Source organism: Pseudoalteromonas sp. SaAl2, assembly GCF_052947895.1.
The window spans coordinates 2229380-2245895 of record NZ_CM129605.1 but is presented as its reverse complement, the minus strand read 5'-3'; the positions used below and the strand labels follow the sequence as shown (position 1 = coordinate 2245895).

Annotated in this window: 14 protein-coding genes and 2 pseudogenes; 5 read left to right on the top strand and 11 right to left on the bottom strand. The window is 41.3% G+C overall.

Annotation, left to right across the window (positions count from 1 at the left end):
- Positions 1 to 17: 17 nt before the first annotated feature.
- The gene (gene purF / locus ACU8V8_RS10755; protein WP_446887470.1) at positions 18 to 1544 is read left to right on the top strand and encodes an amidophosphoribosyltransferase; all 1527 of its coding nucleotides are present in this window, start codon (positions 18 to 20) and stop codon (positions 1542 to 1544) included.
- 168 nt (positions 1545 to 1712) lie between these two features.
- Here the strand turns inward: purF and ACU8V8_RS10750 are convergent, their stop codons facing one another.
- Positions 1713 to 2312 (bottom strand): Yip1 family protein, encoded by a 600-nt coding sequence (locus tag ACU8V8_RS10750; protein ID WP_446887469.1) that lies wholly within the window; start codon positions 2310 to 2312, stop codon positions 1713 to 1715.
- A 204-nt stretch (positions 2313 to 2516) separates the two neighbouring features.
- Between ACU8V8_RS10750 and miaE the strand changes: the two genes are divergently transcribed.
- Complete coding sequence (gene miaE, locus ACU8V8_RS10745; protein WP_446887468.1) at positions 2517 to 3278, top strand: tRNA isopentenyl-2-thiomethyl-A-37 hydroxylase MiaE; 762 nt, start codon at positions 2517 to 2519, stop codon at positions 3276 to 3278.
- A gap of 47 nt (positions 3279 to 3325) precedes the next feature.
- Positions 3326 to 4186, top strand: coding sequence for a hypothetical protein (locus ACU8V8_RS10740; protein ID WP_446887467.1), 861 nt, complete (start codon positions 3326 to 3328; stop codon positions 4184 to 4186).
- On the opposite strand, the gene ACU8V8_RS10735 is transcribed toward ACU8V8_RS10740, so the two are convergent.
- Both ACU8V8_RS10735 and ppiB read right to left on the bottom strand, forming a co-directional pair.
- Entirely contained in the window at positions 4158 to 4904 is a 747-nt protein-coding gene (locus ACU8V8_RS10735; protein ID WP_446887466.1) for a UDP-2,3-diacylglucosamine diphosphatase, read from the bottom strand. The two genes, ACU8V8_RS10740 and ACU8V8_RS10735, sit on opposite strands and share 29 nt — an antisense overlap.
- An 88-nt stretch (positions 4905 to 4992) precedes the next feature.
- Positions 4993 to 5484, bottom strand: a complete 492-nt coding sequence (gene ppiB, locus ACU8V8_RS10730; RefSeq protein WP_446887465.1) for a peptidylprolyl isomerase B — start codon at positions 5482 to 5484, stop codon at positions 4993 to 4995.
- Between the two features lie 150 nt (positions 5485 to 5634).
- On the opposite strand from ppiB, the gene cysS reads away from it, so the two are divergent.
- Positions 5635 to 7014: a cysteine--tRNA ligase gene (cysS, locus tag ACU8V8_RS10725; protein WP_446887464.1), complete on the top strand. Its 1380-nt coding sequence runs from the start codon at positions 5635 to 5637 to the stop codon at positions 7012 to 7014.
- Positions 7015 to 7133: 119 nt separating this feature from the next.
- Positions 7134 to 8018 (top strand): DMT family transporter, encoded by an 885-nt coding sequence (locus ACU8V8_RS10720; protein WP_446887463.1) that lies wholly within the window; start codon positions 7134 to 7136, stop codon positions 8016 to 8018.
- An 86-nt stretch (positions 8019 to 8104) separates the two neighbouring features.
- Here ACU8V8_RS10720 and ACU8V8_RS10715 read toward each other — a convergent pair whose 3' ends face one another.
- The 8 genes and pseudogenes from ACU8V8_RS10715 to ACU8V8_RS10680 form a co-directional block, all read right to left on the bottom strand.
- Entirely contained in the window at positions 8105 to 8893 is a 789-nt protein-coding gene (locus ACU8V8_RS10715) for a DUF3379 family protein (RefSeq protein WP_446887462.1), read from the bottom strand.
- Complete coding sequence (locus tag ACU8V8_RS10710; protein ID WP_446887461.1) at positions 8893 to 9450, bottom strand: sigma-70 family RNA polymerase sigma factor; 558 nt, start codon at positions 9448 to 9450, stop codon at positions 8893 to 8895. The genes ACU8V8_RS10715 and ACU8V8_RS10710 overlap by 1 nt, the downstream gene beginning before the upstream one ends.
- A 10-nt stretch (positions 9451 to 9460) precedes the next feature.
- Positions 9461 to 11153 (bottom strand): annotated as a pseudogene (locus tag ACU8V8_RS10705) (BatD family protein).
- A complete protein-coding gene (locus ACU8V8_RS10700; RefSeq protein ID WP_446887460.1) occupies positions 11147 to 13054 on the bottom strand; it encodes a VWA domain-containing protein in 1908 nt (635 codons plus the stop codon). Before ACU8V8_RS10700 ends, ACU8V8_RS10705 begins: the two are co-directional and overlap by 7 nt.
- Positions 13054 to 14041, bottom strand: a pseudogene (locus tag ACU8V8_RS10695) (vWA domain-containing protein). The gene ACU8V8_RS10700 and the pseudogene ACU8V8_RS10695 overlap by 1 nt, the downstream one beginning before the upstream one ends.
- A gap of 126 nt (positions 14042 to 14167) precedes the next feature.
- Positions 14168 to 14473, bottom strand: a complete 306-nt coding sequence (locus ACU8V8_RS10690; protein WP_446887459.1) for a DUF4381 domain-containing protein — start codon at positions 14471 to 14473, stop codon at positions 14168 to 14170.
- Positions 14474 to 14475: 2 nt separating this feature from the next.
- A complete protein-coding gene (locus tag ACU8V8_RS10685; RefSeq protein ID WP_446887458.1) occupies positions 14476 to 15420 on the bottom strand; it encodes a DUF58 domain-containing protein in 945 nt (314 codons plus the stop codon).
- Between the two features lie 3 nt (positions 15421 to 15423).
- Positions 15424 to 16380 (bottom strand): AAA family ATPase, encoded by a 957-nt coding sequence (locus tag ACU8V8_RS10680; RefSeq protein ID WP_421959566.1) that lies wholly within the window; start codon positions 16378 to 16380, stop codon positions 15424 to 15426.
- Positions 16381 to 16516: the final 136 nt, after the last annotated feature.

Below are 16516 nucleotides of genomic sequence, written 5' to 3'. Positions count from 1 at the left end.
CACCGAGGAAAAATTGCATGTGCGGTATCGTTGGAATAGTCGGAACATCTCCTGTTAATCAGGCGATTTATGATGGCTTAACTGTTTTGCAACACCGTGGTCAAGATGCTGCGGGCATCATCACCATTGAAAACAACACCTTTAGCTTACGTAAAGCAAATGGCTTAGTGAAAGATGTATTTCACACTCGCCATATGAAACGCTTACAAGGTACTATTGGTATTGGCCATGTACGCTACCCGACTGCTGGTTCGTCTAGCTCGTCAGAAGCACAACCTTTTTATGTTAACTCACCGTTTGGTATTGCGCTTGCGCACAATGGTAACTTAACCAATGCAGAGCAGCTTAAAGAGCAGCTATTCTCTGAAGCTCGCCGTCACGTTAATACGACTTCAGACTCTGAAATCTTACTTAACATCATGGCTCATGAGCTAAGTAAAGCAGACAAGTTAAAACTTGATCCTGAAGATATCTTTACTGCGGTTACTGAAGTTATCAACAAGGTGCAGGGCGGCTATGCTGCTATTGCGATGGTTATTGGTCATGGCGTACTTGCATTTCGTGATCCAAATGGCATTCGTCCATTGGTATTTGGTAAGCGTGAAACAGCAAGCGGCACAGAATATATGTTCGCTTCAGAAAGTGTGGCACTAAAAACCGATGGTTTTGAATTCGTTCGCGATGTAGCACCAGGTGAAGCAATTTACGTAACCGAAACAGGTGATTTTTACTCTCAAGCCTGTGCTGATAAAGCCGCTTATTCTCCGTGTATCTTTGAGTTTGTTTATTTTGCGCGTCCAGATTCAAACATCGACCGTATGTCGGTATATGCAACACGCGTCAATATGGGCACCAAGTTAGGCGAAAAAATAGCGCGTGACTGGGCTGATAAAGAGATTGACGTGGTGATCCCTATCCCTGAAACATCATGTGATGTTGCTCTTGAGATTGCCCGTGTTCTTGACTTACCTTATCGTCAGGGCTTTGTTAAAAACCGCTACATTGGCCGTACGTTTATCATGCCAGGCCAAGAAATGCGTAAAAAGTCAGTGCGTCAAAAACTTAATGCAATTGACCGCGAGTTCAAAGGTAAGAATGTGTTGTTGGTCGATGATTCAATTGTACGTGGGACTACTTCAGCACAAATCGTTGAAATGGCCCGTGAGTCAGGCGCTAAGAATGTTTACTTTGCGTCAGCTGCGCCTGAAATTCGCTTCCCGAATGTGTATGGTATTGATATGCCATCAGCTGCTGAGCTAATTGCTCATGGCCGTGAAGTTGAAGACATCAACGCAAGCATTGGCGCTGATGGCTTAATTTTCCAATCTTTAGATGATTTGATTGCTGCAGTGCGCCAAGAAAATCCAGAGATAAGCCGTTTTGAAACCTCAGTATTTGATGGTCAATATATAACTGGTGGAATCGATCAAGATTACCTAAATCGCATCGATAGATTACGTAATGACTCAGCTAAGACTACTCGTGAAAGTGCTATGTCTTCTGGTTTAGAGTTACATAATCAAGAAGAAAACGGGTCAGACTAATACGTTTAGTTAGCCTGCTTAGAGATAAAAAAAGGAGCTAAGTTTAGCTCCTTTTTTGTAAAGGAAAGGAAATAACGAACACTCTATATACTACTATATTTATACTACTATATTTATACTGCTTTTTACTTCTTATTACTGACGAACACTCCTCTACCAACATTTATGCTATGTAAAGGTTGGATCAACAATTCCATTAGTCCAAAGCATTGCTGTTACAGCTAAAATAATCACCAGCAAAATAAGCCCACATGTCACCACTGAGCTTGCATAAATGAAACCTCGCTCTTGAGGTATATGCATTAAAATTGGTACACCGGTGTAAAGTAAATAAACCGAATAAGCTAATGCAACCATGCCTATACATACTACAAACCAAAGCTCAGGTAAAAATGCTGCTAACGCAGACATAAACACAGGTGTAGAGGTATAAGCTGCAAGCTCTAAAGTTTGCGTAAAGGTAGGCTCTGCACCAAACGTTACCGCCATCCAGTGTGCTAAATAAGCCAGTGCGAACACACCCGCAATTAAGGCAGCGTACATGGCAACTGCAATTAACATAGCACTATCGTGAGTTAAGAATACCGGGTCACCTGTGCCAATGCTCCAACCTAAGTATACAGATGAATAATAGCCCATAGCTGATGGAAATAACGCAATCAGCAAAATATGCGATAAGCTATAGGTTAAGCTCTCATGACGATTGTCTATAGTTTGCCACTCTTCGAGTGGATGGGCATAGATGCCCCATAAGTGGTTTAATATCATTGTGTGCCCCTTAAAAAAGTTGTCTGCTGTTTTATTTTTTATACAGCTTGTATTAAGTTATGGTTCAGTTGTTGGGGCTTGTCAAGGAACAGCGATTCAGCGAGTGCTATTAGACATTAGTTGAAAGGTGGCTTTATTTTATTCTCTGGTTATTTTCGTGGTAAAATACTTGTAATAAAACTATTTATATAAGCAGTTCAAACCGTGCCTTACAGCGAACTTTTACAACCAATCAATAATTTTCTTAAGTGCGAAACCCCACAAGCTTGGATAGATGAAGCCGTAAAACCAGAGAACCTAAATGTTTTACTGATTGATCACCTGATATGTGAGCTTAAGGCTGCGCAGTCTGCCATGTTCTTAATTCGCAAATACGCGGTTGATAAACAAAGTAGCGATGCATTGCTTGAGTGGCTCAAGCCCTTTGAAACACTCATTTATAAGCGTGAAGGTAATTGGCAAGATTTAGTGGCTAAAAATAAGCTGAATAAGTCGGTGATCCCAAAATCGGATTCACCCTATGGGCAAGACTTGGTTGATAAAATGGTAATGCTGATAAAAGAAGAGCTGCACCATTTTTATCAAGTGCTCGAGATCATGGATGAATACGGTGTTGAATACCAAAGTATTACCCCGTGTCGTTACGCAAAAGGTATGCTCCGGCATGTTAAAACCTATGAGCCTGATGCATTAGTCGATAAGCTTATAGTGGGCGCTTACATTGAAGCGCGCTCATGTGAACGTTTTGCCAAACTGGCCCCGCATTTAGATAAACGTTTAGGTGATTTTTATATTTCATTGCTACGCTCTGAAGCTCGCCACTACCAAGATTACTTAACATTGGCACAAGAAATTGCAGGTTTTGATATTACGGAGCGAGTGACATTTTTTGCTGAAAAAGAGCGCGAGCTAATCATAACTTCAGATACTGATTTTAAGTTCCACTCGGGTGTACCTAATTTGTAAGTTCGCTATACTCGACCCTAATATTATAAAAATTATATGGATATTTAATGAAGAAGTTAATTGGGTTTTTATCACTTTTCAGTGTATCTGTTTGGTCTAATGAAGGAGGGGTTCCTGCCTTTTTTAATTCAGAATCAAATAAAGAATACCTTGCGCTCATAGAGCACCTTGTTGATGTGCTACCAAAAAATGGCAATCCTAACTTTTTAAGTGTATTAGCCTCTCCTTATGGTTTATTGGATGTACAGGCAACTAAGTTTAGCGATGATTTAGATAAGAATAGTTTCTCTAATTTTAATATGGGTGTAATGGGTTCTGCTATTTTTGATGCAAAGCAAAGCTATACAACAGATTTACCGAATCGTGTTTTGTGTCGTCAAAGCAGCTGCAGAAAACCGAGATTAGCATATGCGCGAGAACTTATTGCTCATATAAATACCATAGAGGCGTTTTTTACTGAAAATCCAACGATAAATTTAGTGGGCGTTTTAGACCAGTATGTTTATCGTGTAAATAATGCTTTTTATACTCCAGCTAGCGTAATTGATTATACCCCTTCTGCCGAAGCTGGTTTTGTACCATCAGCCGATTTTAAACAGTATTTTAGTGCCATTGAACGAACCCCTTATTATAAAATTGAAGAGCAAACATTGGCTATTCGCCAGCTTATGCTTAAAACTGGTATGAGTGTGATACACCGCTGCGACGATTCATTATTACGTATAATCGTTTCGGGTATTAGTAATAACCAGTGGGGAGTGGTTTTTAGTCCTGATAATAGTTATAAGCCGGTGCTCGGTGAGCGAAATTTACAAGGGTTTGAATACGATGATGTTGTAAAATTAGCTGATAATACCTTTACTACCAGACTAATTAATATTATTCATTACCTACAAATGGCTCGTTAATTAGCGTTTGTTGTTTTTCGGTTACAACAAGGTAAGAGCCTTGGTTGTACCAGTCACCTAAAACAGTGCGAGTCAGTTGGCTACCAGCTACATTATAATGGTGTACATTTGGGCGGTGGGTATGGCCGTGGATCATGTTAGTGACTTGGTGTTTAGCAAAAACATCAAGTACGGCGTCTTCGGTCACATCAAGAATGTCTAATGATTTGCCTGCTTGGTTTTGTTTGGATTTTTCGCGAGCTTTTTTTGCCACACCTCGGCGATACCATAATGGTAAGGCCAGCATCAAACGTGGCCACCACCAACCGCGGCCTTTTTTACGAAATTTTTGATACTCAATATCTTGGGTGCACATTTCATCGCCATGCAAAATGACAGTAGGTGTGCCATATAAATCAATCACGGTTTGTTCATCGAGTATAGTCATACCGGCTTTGTTGGCGTAGCCATCACGCATGATAAAGTCACGATTCCCATGAATAAAAAACACTGGCGTACCGTTATCGCTGACCTGCTTGAGCCGTTTTGCGACTTCACTCGATAATGGCGTGACATAATCATCACCTACCCAGACTTCAAAAAAGTCACCTAAAATATATAACGCATCGACATCTTTCTTCACAATATGCTTGTCTAAAAAGTGGTAAAACGCAGCACTTATATCAGGGCGGCTTTCAGTGAGGTGAAGATCGGCTATAAAGTATGTTTGGCGAGTCATAGGTAAGTCTTTTAAAAATAAATAAAGCGGGCATATACGCATAGCATAAATACCCGCTAAAACGCCACGTTACGTGGGTAAGCCTAACTTAGTTTACAGTTACGCTTTTGATAATAACATCATCAAGTGGTACATCTTGATGAAAACCAGAGCTGCCTGTAGCAACAGCTTTGATTTTCTCAACTACGTCCATACCTTCAACAACTTCTGCAAACACGCAGTAACCCCAACCTTGTGGCGTTTCGCTGCTAAAGTTTAAGAAGTCATTGTCGTTCACGTTAATGAAAAATTGAGCAGTCGCTGAATGTGGATCCGGTGTACGTGCCATAGCCAATGTGCCTTTTTTATTTGAAAGGCCATTGTTTGCTTCGTTTTGAATAGGATCATGTACTTCTTTTTGCGTCATACCAGGCTCAAAACCACCACCTTGAACCATAAAGCCATCAATTACGCGGTGGAAGATTGTACCGTCATAAAAGCCTGCATTTGCATACTGTAAAAAGTTTTTAACAGTGTTTGGTGCTTCGGTTTTGTGCATGTTAATGGTGATATCACCAAAGTTTGTATGTAGAACAACCATGAGGTTTCCTATTAGCTGATTTATTTGGCGCTATTTTATCTTAGTTAGCTAAGATTAACAAAGTGCTTATTGATTTGATAAAGCGCTAGAGCAGGGGCTTTTCAAGTGGTAACATAGTCAATCAAGTAAATAGTCAAGGACTTAAAATAAATGGTAAATATATACAACACACTCACGCGTCAAAAAGAGCAGTTTAAACCTATGGTCGAAGGCAAAATCGACATGTATGTGTGTGGTATCACCATTTATGATTACTGTCACATTGGTCATGCTCGTACATTTGTTGGTTTTGACGTGATTGTACGTTATCTTCGCCACCTTGGTTATGATTTAAAATATGTGCGTAATATCACCGATGTAGATGATAAAATTATTAAACGTGCGAATGAAAACGGCGAAGCTATTAATGACTTAACCACCCGCATGACAGTCGCCATGCATGAAGATTTTGATAGCTTAAACATGTTACGCCCAGATATTGAACCTACAGTCACAGGGCACATGGACGAGATCATCGAAATGGTTGAGCGCTTAATCGCAAAAGGCCATGCTTATGTTGCTGCGGATGGCGATGTACTGTTTGACGTATCTACATTTGAGCAATACGGCGCGTTATCGCAACAAGATTTAACGATGCTGCAAGCAGGCTCGCGTGTTGAAGTTGCGCAAGATAAAGACGATCCACTTGATTTTGTATTGTGGAAAAAAGCCAAAGCAGGTGAGCCATCGTGGTCTTCACCTTGGGGCGAAGGTCGTCCAGGTTGGCACATTGAATGTTCAGCAATGAGCTCTAAGCATTTAGGTGAGCATTTTGATATTCATGGTGGTGGATCAGATTTACAATTTCCACACCATGAGAACGAAATCGCGCAATCATGCTGTGCAAATAATGGTAAATACGTAAATACGTGGATCCACACCGGAATGGTGCAGGTAAATAAAGAAAAGATGTCTAAGTCATTAGATAACTTTTTTACCGTACGCGATGTACTTAAAGAGTATGACGCTGAATCAGTGCGTTACTTTTTGATCTCAGGGCATTACCGTAGCCAGCTAAATTACTCGCAAGAGAATTTAGACCAAGCACGGTCTTCACTTGAACGTATTTATACTGCACTTCGTGGTATTGAGCCTATCGCGTGTGAGCTTGAGGGCAACGAGTATGTCGCTAAGTTCAGAAAAGCAATGAACGATGACTTTAATACCCCAGAAGCATTACCTGTGTTATTTGAATTGGCAAAAGAGCTTAACCGCGTTAAAGACTCAGATGTAACACAAGCTGGTAAACTAGCTTATATTTTACGTAGCATTGGTGAAGTACTCGGCGTTGCACAGCAAGTCCCAGAAGCGTTTTTACAAGGCGGTCAAGCGGATGATGAAGTTGCTCAAATTGAAGCGTTAATTGTTAAGCGTAACGATGCCCGAGCTAATAAAGATTGGACTGCTGCCGATGAAGCTCGCGATGCACTTAATGCATTAGGTGTAGTGCTTGAAGACTCTGCTGGTAAAACTACGTGGCGTAAAGCGTAAGTTTATCTGTTAAAAGTTAAAAAGGTTGCCACATTGGCAACCTTTTTTGTTTTTCAGTATTGACCTCAACCTAACTTTAGGTTTTACCTTTATAGCTCTTATTTTTACAAAGGAAAGAAATGAATATTCTTCTTGCCATGATCCCCGCATTTTTATGGGGCACTACGTATGCAGTAACTAAGTATGCAACACCTGATTGGCCGCCGATTTTACTCGGTGCAATACGCTCATTGCCTGCGGGTTTATTATTACTATTGATCAAACCGACTTGGCCGCAATTAAGACAGTGGCGTGGTTTAATTGTATTAGCATTAGTTAATATCGCCCTGTTTTTTAGTTTTATCTTTGTTATGGCGATCAATTTGCCTGCTGCAATTGCTGGCGTGGGTATGGTCTCAGTACCTGTTGTGGCTTTGTTATATGCATGGTTGTTTAAAGGGCAGCGACCCGCGTTATTACAGTCAGTGTGTGCGTTAACGTTAGTTTATTTAGCGTGGCGGTTGTTCGATCCACAACACATTACGCTTAGCTTCTTAGGTATTGCTGCGTTGGTTGGGGCACTATTAACAATCGTTATTGGTAGTACATTAGTGCAGAAAATTACCACGCATATCCATTGGTGGACAGTGCTGACTTGGCAATTGATTTTAGGTGGCTCGCTGTTAGCAATTGCGGCATCAGTGCAAGCATTTTATATTGAGCCACAGGCTTATCAGGTTCTTACGCACACATTTACTCCACGTCAGTGGTTTGTACTATTTTGGTTAGTAGTGCCCAATACTGCACTGGCTTATGCGCTATATGTTTGGCTGCTTGGGCGGATGAGTGTGGTTGAATTTACCTTTGGCACGATTGCTAATCCAATTGCAGGTATTATTTGTGCCATCGTTTTATTAAATGAGCAATACCAAGGGTGGCAGTATATGCTGATGGCATTAATGATTTTCTTTTCTGTTTTGCCACAATTATTAAAATTGATGCGGCCTGCTCAATTAGCTAGATAGTTTAGGGATAAATAGGGATAGGTGGTATTTAATACACATCGCTGAAATTTAAGGCGTTGCCGCTGAATCAGCGGCAACGTAAGTATTTAGTGCAACCAGCGAATGGCGTCGTTGATTCGACCTGTATAGCGATCAACAGGGCTGCCTAAACTGGCGACTAATATAGTATCTGCTCCAGGCCCACGCTCTATATGCCCAGCAAACCGCTCATCATGGAAGTCACTTTCCCCATGACCAAAAGATTGTTTTTCTGAGGGGACAATGAAGACGGTCATCGGCCCGTGCTCGGACTCAAATACTAGGTGTAGTCCACGTTGTCCTTTGAAATCACAAAACATTAAGTAAGTTACTTTACCTGGTAACTCTTTTAGTTCACCACCAAGCTTTGCAAACTGTTCATTTACGCGCTCTAAACTGATCTCGTTAGTTTTTTCTAACGAGCCAAGTTCATGATATATATGTGCAAGTGCATGTTCTCCTGCACCATAATTAACATTTTGCTCGCTACTAAAGAAAAATGCACCCACTGCTACTAACAATGAAGCTGCCATAGCAAGAGGAAGTTTACCTAGCTTAAAACGCGAGCCAGCTTCGATTACATTACTTTGTGCAGTCTTATCAGCAACGGGCTCATTACTTACAGTACTTGGCTCAGAAGTATGCTCATCAGCGAACAGCTCAGTGTTTGCTAAAATACGCTCAGCTAAGCCTTCAGGCACAGGTATATCCAGTGCTTGGTTCAATGCATTGTCAAACTCTTGCATTTGGTCAATTAGTTCTTGTCGCTCAGGATCTTGCCCAGCAAAATCCAGAATTTCTTGGTCTTCACTGTTTGGCTGTGCGATTACTCGGCGACGAAACTCGAGATCATCCATTACTTTGATGCCCCTTTAAGTTGTTCATCATCACGGCTTAACGCCTCTTTTAACTGGTTTCTGGCACGGAAGAGTCGGGTCATTACCGTGTTTTTGTTTAAATCTAAAATATCAGCAATCTCATCTCCAGAGCAGCCCATGACTACTTGTAGTAATAAGGGCTCTTTGTATTCATCAGATAATTTAGCGATTTGACGTTGGATCACCGTTTGTTCCATTTCGTCATCTAACGTTACGCTTTTCTCATCGACGAGCGTATCGTTTTCTACATCGCTATAATCAAATTGTTTACGTTCAAAACGCCGTGCATTTTCACGGCGCACAATCGTCAATAGCCATGGTTTAGCTGCTTTTTGATCTAATAGCGAATCAAGCGAACGCCAAGCTCGCAAGAAAGTTTCTTGAACGAGATCTTCGGCTATATTAGGGTCGCGGCATAACCAATAGGCAAAGCGATATAATTCGCTATGATAAACTTGAACGAGTTTTTCATAACGTACTTTTTTCTCTGTCACATCAACTAAGACCTGACTTTTAGAATTATTATTTCCCGGCATAATTACTTTTTTATATTAAGGGATAGTTTGCTTGCATATTTACTATGCAAGCTGTTGAGTATACTAATAAAGTCCTTTTAAAACATTTTTCTGATTTTTTTTGTGCTGAGGAAGTGTGTAGCTCTAATGTTTTAATTATCACACTTAAATCAACCGTTTCACTATTTGAACTATAGAGTGCAGCCCTTAGTTTAGCAATTTGTTCGCTAAGTTGCTGATCATTTACTTGCTCGATTAACGCATCAATAGCGCTATTTGATTGCTTTGTCATTTTTATAGCGTATCGATTAAGTGCGTGATGAAATGCAGATAGATCGTTGCTTTTGCTCTTGGCTTTTAACTCACTAAGTGAAGGACGTACAACTGATGATACATGCTGCGGTTGTACATTTGGTTCGTGGGTTGTTTTACTGCGCCACCAAAGTAACAAGGTGATTAGCCACAGCAAGTAACCAATTATACAAACAATGATTAACCACATTGGCGTTGTTTTTACTGTTATTGTGTTGATATTGCTTGAGTTTTCATTTAGCGGTGTCATGCCTTCAGTTTGTTGAGGTATTGCAGGGACTGTAGCAGGTAAATGGCTTCTTGCTGTAACAGTAATTGTCCGTGCAGGCAAAGTTGCATAACTAATACGCTTAATTTTAGTGTTGTACCAAGGCACGCTGACTTCAGGCAGGGTGTATGTACCTGGCGTTTGTGGTAACAGTGCATATGAGGCAGTTTGCTGCGAAATAACGCGACCATCACGCACAAGGTGGTTATTTTCTTTTTCATCAGGGTAGCTACGAATACCGTTTATCTCAGGGAGTTCAATATCAGGTAACTGCTCTTTGGTTATGCCCAAGGCGGTAAGCGTTAGTGTACGGGTAATGGGGGGTGCCTACTTCGACAGTATCGCTATCAGGTTGCCATTGCTCGTCTAAATTAACCAACTCACTGGGTAACCATGCACCTTGATAATCATTCGGAATTGGTTTGATCTCAACATCGGTACTTTCACCCATAGCTGATACTTCTAACTGGCGGTAGTTTTGTCTAACGCGGCCCTGAAAAACAGGGGCTTCAATGGTATAAACACCGCTTTTTTGCGGTTGCACTAAATATTCACGCGTGATCACTAAATAGCGTTTACCATCAACCAATTCATATTCTTCTTGCTGTTTTCCGATTTGACTTAGTTGCGCATCAGGCATACTTGGCGCAGTTAAATTACCATCGAGTAATTCCTTTGCAAGGTAGAGTTTAACTGTGTATAAACCGGCCTCTTGCACAAATAAGGAGTCAGATGACATAGATGACTTTATAAAAATGTCGTTATTTTGTTCAGTTTCTTTGCTGCGCTCTGACACCTTTAATGCGATTGGTTGTGAGCTGATACCTGCAACAGTGAAAGCCGGAATTGTATAATCACCGGCATTTCGGGTCATTAATTTAATTGACCAGTTAGTTTGTTTAGAAATACTGCCATTAACGATATTGGTGCGGGTGCTTACACTCGTCGGGCCAACCACAAAGTCTTTAAGTAGCACTGAAGTGTCGGGCTGATCGTTCTTTATTGTGTCATCAGCACTGATTGTTAACATAAAAAACTCACCGGCTAACACAGGGTTTTTGTCAACACTGGCTTGCAGTTGTGTCATTGCCCACAGGGGCATAGCGCTGATAAGCAATAAACAGCAAAATAATCGCATTACCATGATTTTTCGACTCCTTGTGGACGACGTTGATAGTTTCGTTTTTGTGCTTCTAATTGCATTTTGTTACGTAATAAAATAGCAGGATCATCAGGTACTTTGCGCAGTAACTGATTTAGTTGCTGGGCTTTTTCTTTTTCTTCATTGGTCAGCTGCGCAGTTTGTGCTTGCATTGCTTGTTGCTTTGCCGCTTCTTCTGCCTGTTTTTGTTGCTCTTGACTCAATTGCGGTTGAGTTTGTTCACTCGGTTCTGACTGCTCTTCATCTGATGCTTGTTGTGAATCGTTTGATTCACTTTGCTGTGGTTGTTCAGGCTCTGCTTCCATCTCAGGTTTGTTTTGCTCATCACTTTGCACAGCCGAAGGGTTACCGTCTTGTGACTTATCTTGCTCGTCAGATTGCTCGCCCTGTTGATCGTTTTGCTGCGATTGAGAGTCTTGTTTTGATTGCTCACCTTGCTGTGATTCATCTTGATTTTGCTGATCTTGGTTTTGCTCGTTTTGTTGCTCTTGGTTATCGCCTTGTTCACCATCCTGTGAATCTTGATTTTGTTGCTGCTGTTGGTTTTTTAACTGCTCCACCAAGGTTTGGTTTTCTTTGGCTTGGTCAAAATTTGGTTGTAATGCTTGCGCTTGTTTATAAGCGTCAATCGCTTCATCTAATTTGCCTGCTTTGGCTAAAGCATTACCGTAATTATATAAACCAGTCGCGCTTTTGTCTTGGCTAAATGCGTGTAATGCACCTTCAAAATTACCTTGCTGATAAAGTGCAGCCCCTTTAAGTTGACTTGAATGGGCAGCGCTTGCGGCTTGTTCATATTCGCCTTGTTGATATGCATCTAACGCGCGTTGGTCTTGGTTTTTAAAAATACTGGGTAACTCTACTGCATAGGCATTTTGTTGAGGTAAAAAACAGACCACCATAAATGCGCCGAGTAGGGCACCCTTTCTAAAAAACCACATCATTAAGGGCAGTAAAATAAACAAACCATAAATACCCGCATCAATTCGCCATAACGCTTGGCTTTGTTTTTCATCTTTGAGGGTTTCAGTGTTGGCACTTGGCGCGAATACTGAAATATCACGGGCGCTTGGTTGATAAAGTGCAAATTTTCCGCCGCTGTTATTAGCAATACCCGACAAGCGAGATGTGTTTATAGTGGGTACTACAATTTGACCATAGTTATCTTTTAAAAAGCCGCCTTCAGGTAACTTTATCGGGGCGCCTTGCTCTGTGCCTACACCATATACATTGAGCCGGTAACGATTAGCCGCAGTAAATTGGTTGATATCGGATTGCTCATTTTGCTCAATGCCATCGGTGATCAAAATGATATCACCTTCTAAATAACCTGCTTGGGTTAGTAACTCTTTTGCTTCATCTAGGCCTGCTAGTACGTTTGAACCTTTATCTGGCATGATCTCAGGGCTAAGACTCGGAATTAAGTTTTCAAGAGTCGCTGCGTCATTTGTTAGTGGTGAAATAGTGTAAGCAGTGCCTGCATAAGCGACAAGTGCTGTGTCGCCTTCTTTAAATAGGTCAATCATATCCAGTGCTTTAAAGCGAGCTTGGATAAGTCTGCTCGGAGCTATATCAGTGCTGTACATTGACAGCGACATATCCATTACAATCACGCGGGCATTCTTACTCTGAAATACAGGTACTTGTTTTTCCTCAAAGCTAGGACCTGCACTAAATAGCACTGCTAATACGCAAAAGAATGCCACTAACCACATGGGTTGCCCGGTCGTTTTATTTTCAGAACCTATGACAAATTGTGCCAAATGCGGTGCTATTAATTCACCTTGGTTGGTTTTTTTATGCTTAATTAACGCAACAATAAATAATGCTGCCACGGGAATAAGTAACCATAAAACAGTTGGGCGTATAAATTCAAAGTCCATTAGGCCTCCTGTTTAAAAGCACGTGCAGTGATCAATATCATTCGCAGCGTAATAATGGCAAGTACTATTAATAAGGGGATATAAAACAGTGAGCTTTGTGGCCTAAAAGTTTGTTCATCAGCACTGATTGGCTCAAGTTTATCTAGCTCTTGGTAAATTTGCTGTAATCCAGCCACGTCTTTTAGCACGAAAATACAAACCACCAGTTTGTTCTGCAATGCGTTTCAGTAGACTTTCATCTAAGCTGCCACCACTGGCTCCACCCATATTAAATAAGCTAAAGCCGCGTGGGTTATCTGAGCCAACACCTATAGTATACACTTTTATACCTTCTTCACGTGCTAAAAGTAAGGCTTCTTCAGGGTCTAAATTACCAGCGGTGTTTTGACCGTCAGTAAGCAGTACTACAATCCGATTACTTTCATCTCTACTTGCAAACCGTTTTACAGATAACCCTAACGCGTCCCCGATTGCTGTCGCGCGGCCTACTAAACCAATTTGTGCTTCTGAAAGCATTTGGCTGACCGTTTTAACATCTCGTGTGAGTGGGGTTTGCAAAAAGGCGGTATCACCAAATAAAATGAGTCCTAAGCGGTCGCCTTGGCGTTGCTCTATAAAGTCACTCAGTACGGCTTTGACCATGGTTAAGCGGTCAACATATTGCCCTTGATAGGCCATGTCTTGCTCTGTCATTGAGCCAGACAAATCAACTGCGAGCATAATGTCGCGGCCTTCATTCGGCAAGGTGATTGGCTCATCAAGCCATGTAGGGTTTGCAACAGCACATACTAGTAACACCCAAAGAAGCCATTCTAATATATTAATGTTACGTGGATGCTGTTTTGCTACCTGACTTGCTAAATTATGCCTAGCAAAGCCAGGTATACGTAACTGGGTTTGTGCGTCACTGGTCGCTGGCTTAAATAGGCGTAATAGTAGCGGTAAAGGTAATAAAATAAATAGCCAAGGCCAACTAAATTCAAACATTTAGCGACTCCTTAAGCTTAAATTGTTTTAATGCCAGCTTTTAGCTTGGTAGCTAACGCTGGTTGTGCAGTATTTGCTTGATAAAGGCTCATGAGTTCTTGTTCACTAAAATGTTGCTCAGTGAGTTTATTTAATGTGATACACCATTCTTTTTGTTCCAGCACTGGCGTGTTCAGGGCTGTAGTAATGCAAAACTAATCGTTTGATCAGTATATGTAGCTGTGCGCTGTCGTTTGCTACGGCCTCGCTTTGTGCAATGGCGTAACGCTTTGCTTTTTTAAATTGATTGTCACGGTATAGTTTTATAGCTAATAAAATAGCGGCTACAGCAATAGCAGCGATAATGAACCACCAAATTGGTGCGAGCGGCCACCATGCTACTTGTTCTGGCACAATGACATCATGAAGGCCATCTAACGGGGATGCTTGCATATTTACTTTCTCACTAACTGCAGTTCCAAAGGAGAAGCTGCATTGAATGATATTAAATTAAGGCCTGATTTAGTTAACCTGTCCATTCGCGTGCTAAAAGCTTGAGCGGCTGTTTTGGCAAAAGTATCGCGAAAGCCTTTATCCATTAACGGCAGTGCAAAGTCACTCCCATTCGCGTTGACGGTGACTGTTTGCTTAAAAGCAGGTAATTGGTGCTCAAATGGATCGCTAATATGACAACCAATCAACTCACAGTGACGACTGAGTATTTCGAGTTGCTTAAAGCTAGCATCGTCTAGCGCGCTAAAATCTGAGACCAAATAAACTAGACTACCAGGCTTTGCTAAATGGTTGAGGCGTTTTAAATTATCACTAAAATTATGTGTTGCGGGTTGGTCAATCTTGGCAAGCGCCTGTTGGTGGCTATCACATAGATTATGACAAAGCTTTAATACGGCTTTTTCTCGGGCACTGGGTTTTAGCTCTAAATGTTCATGCTGATTAAATACGATACCGCCAATACGGTCGCCTCGTTGGCAGGCTGACCACGCAACTAACGCACTAATGTGCGCGGCTTGTATTGATTTTAGCAATAACTTTGAGCCAAACAACATCGAATTAGAAAAGTCAGTAAAAACAAATACTGGTCGCTCTTTTTCTTCTTGAAACAACTTAGTGTGGGTTTCACCTGTACGTGCAGTAACACGCCAATCAATAGAGCGAATATCATCGCCTTGTTGATAATGACGTACTTCGGCAAACTCCATACCTCGCCCTTTATGCGGTGCTAGGTATTGTCCAGTTAAACTGTTTTTAATTTTTACTTTGGGTGCAAGCTCTAAAAGCCGAGCCTTAGCTTTATAATACATTAGCTCTTTTAACGCTAAGTTTACGCCATGACTGTGGCTGGTTTTAAGCCAGCTTTGATTATCTAATTCGCTTTGCATAATTTAGGGTACGGCAACAAGTTCTAAAATACGGCTGATCACTTGATCTTTTGTTACGCCATCAGCTTGGGCTTCATAACTTAATATAATACGGTGACGTAATACATTATGCAGCACGGCTTGAATATCATCAGGTGCAACAAAGTCGCGACCATGTAGCCAAGCGTGTGCGCGCGCACATTTATCAAGAGCGATTGTCGCTCGTGGGCTTGCGCCATATTCAATCCAGCGGCCTAGTTGTTCGTCAAATTGTGCACCTTCTCGGGTGGCAATAATCAGTTGTACTAAATACTGTTCAAGTGGCTCGGCAAGATATAACCCTAAAATATCTTTACGGGCGGCAAATAAGTCTGCTTGGCTTATTTGTTGTTCAGGTACTTGATGCTCGCTTAGTGCTTCACCGCGAGTAAGGCGTAAAATATCGCGTTCATGCTCAGCTCCTGGGTAATTAATGCTTAAGTGTAATAAAAAGCGATCAAGTTGGGCTTCTGGTAATGGATAAGTACCTTCTTGCTCTAGTGGATTTTGTGTTGCCATTACCATAAACAAATCAGACAGAGGGTAGGTATTTTTCCCCACAGTAACTTGACGTTCAGCCATCGCTTCTAATAATGCAGATTGAACTTTGGCTGGGGCACGGTTTATTTCATCGGCTAAAATTAGGTTATGAAATAGAGGGCCTTTTTCAAATACAAATTCACTGGTTTGCTGGCGGTAGATGTCAGTACCGGTTACATCCGCAGGTAACAAGTCAGGCGTAAACTGTACGCGTTGAAATGAGCCCTCAACACCTTTGGCTAATGCATTTACAGCACGAGTCTTGGCAAGCCCCGGCGGGCCTTCTACTAATAAGTGGCCATCGGCTAAAATGGCGATCAGTAATGCTTGAGTTAATTCTGGCTGGCCAATAATTTGGCTATCTAAGTAAGTTTTTAGTTGTGAAAAAGCGTTAGCGGCCATAGTAAAAAGAGTATCCTCGTTAGCACGGGTTTAAAAAAGCTTAACTTGTAATATGGGTAAATAGGGTAAAACACAAGTGTTAGACCTAATTTTACAAAATAGTTCGTTATTTTTTAACGATTTTTACCCTAACATA

What these genes read in the sequence shown, in the direction of transcription:
- purF (WP_446887470.1), top strand. Translation starts at nt 18, where the DNA reads ATGTGCGGTATCGTTGGAATAGTCGGAACATCTCCTGTTAATCAGGCG.
- ACU8V8_RS10750 (WP_446887469.1), bottom strand. Translation starts at nt 2,312, where the DNA reads ATGATATTAAACCACTTATGGGGCATCTATGCCCATCCACTCGAAGAG.
- ACU8V8_RS10740 (WP_446887467.1), top strand. Translation starts at nt 3,326, where the DNA reads ATGAAGAAGTTAATTGGGTTTTTATCACTTTTCAGTGTATCTGTTTGG.
- ACU8V8_RS10735 (WP_446887466.1), bottom strand. Translation starts at nt 4,904, where the DNA reads ATGACTCGCCAAACATACTTTATAGCCGATCTTCACCTCACTGAAAGC.
- ppiB (WP_446887465.1), bottom strand. Translation starts at nt 5,484, where the DNA reads ATGGTTGTTCTACATACAAACTTTGGTGATATCACCATTAACATGCAC.
- cysS (WP_446887464.1), top strand. Translation starts at nt 5,635, where the DNA reads ATGGTAAATATATACAACACACTCACGCGTCAAAAAGAGCAGTTTAAA.
- ACU8V8_RS10720 (WP_446887463.1), top strand. Translation starts at nt 7,134, where the DNA reads ATGAATATTCTTCTTGCCATGATCCCCGCATTTTTATGGGGCACTACG.
- ACU8V8_RS10715 (WP_446887462.1), bottom strand. Translation starts at nt 8,893, where the DNA reads ATGGATGATCTCGAGTTTCGTCGCCGAGTAATCGCACAGCCAAACAGT.
- ACU8V8_RS10710 (WP_446887461.1), bottom strand. Translation starts at nt 9,450, where the DNA reads ATGCCGGGAAATAATAATTCTAAAAGTCAGGTCTTAGTTGATGTGACA.
- ACU8V8_RS10700 (WP_446887460.1), bottom strand. Translation starts at nt 13,054, where the DNA reads ATGGACTTTGAATTTATACGCCCAACTGTTTTATGGTTACTTATTCCC.
- ACU8V8_RS10690 (WP_446887459.1), bottom strand. Translation starts at nt 14,473, where the DNA reads ATGCAAGCATCCCCGTTAGATGGCCTTCATGATGTCATTGTGCCAGAA.
- ACU8V8_RS10685 (WP_446887458.1), bottom strand. Translation starts at nt 15,420, where the DNA reads ATGCAAAGCGAATTAGATAATCAAAGCTGGCTTAAAACCAGCCACAGT.
- ACU8V8_RS10680 (WP_421959566.1), bottom strand. Translation starts at nt 16,380, where the DNA reads ATGGCCGCTAACGCTTTTTCACAACTAAAAACTTACTTAGATAGCCAA.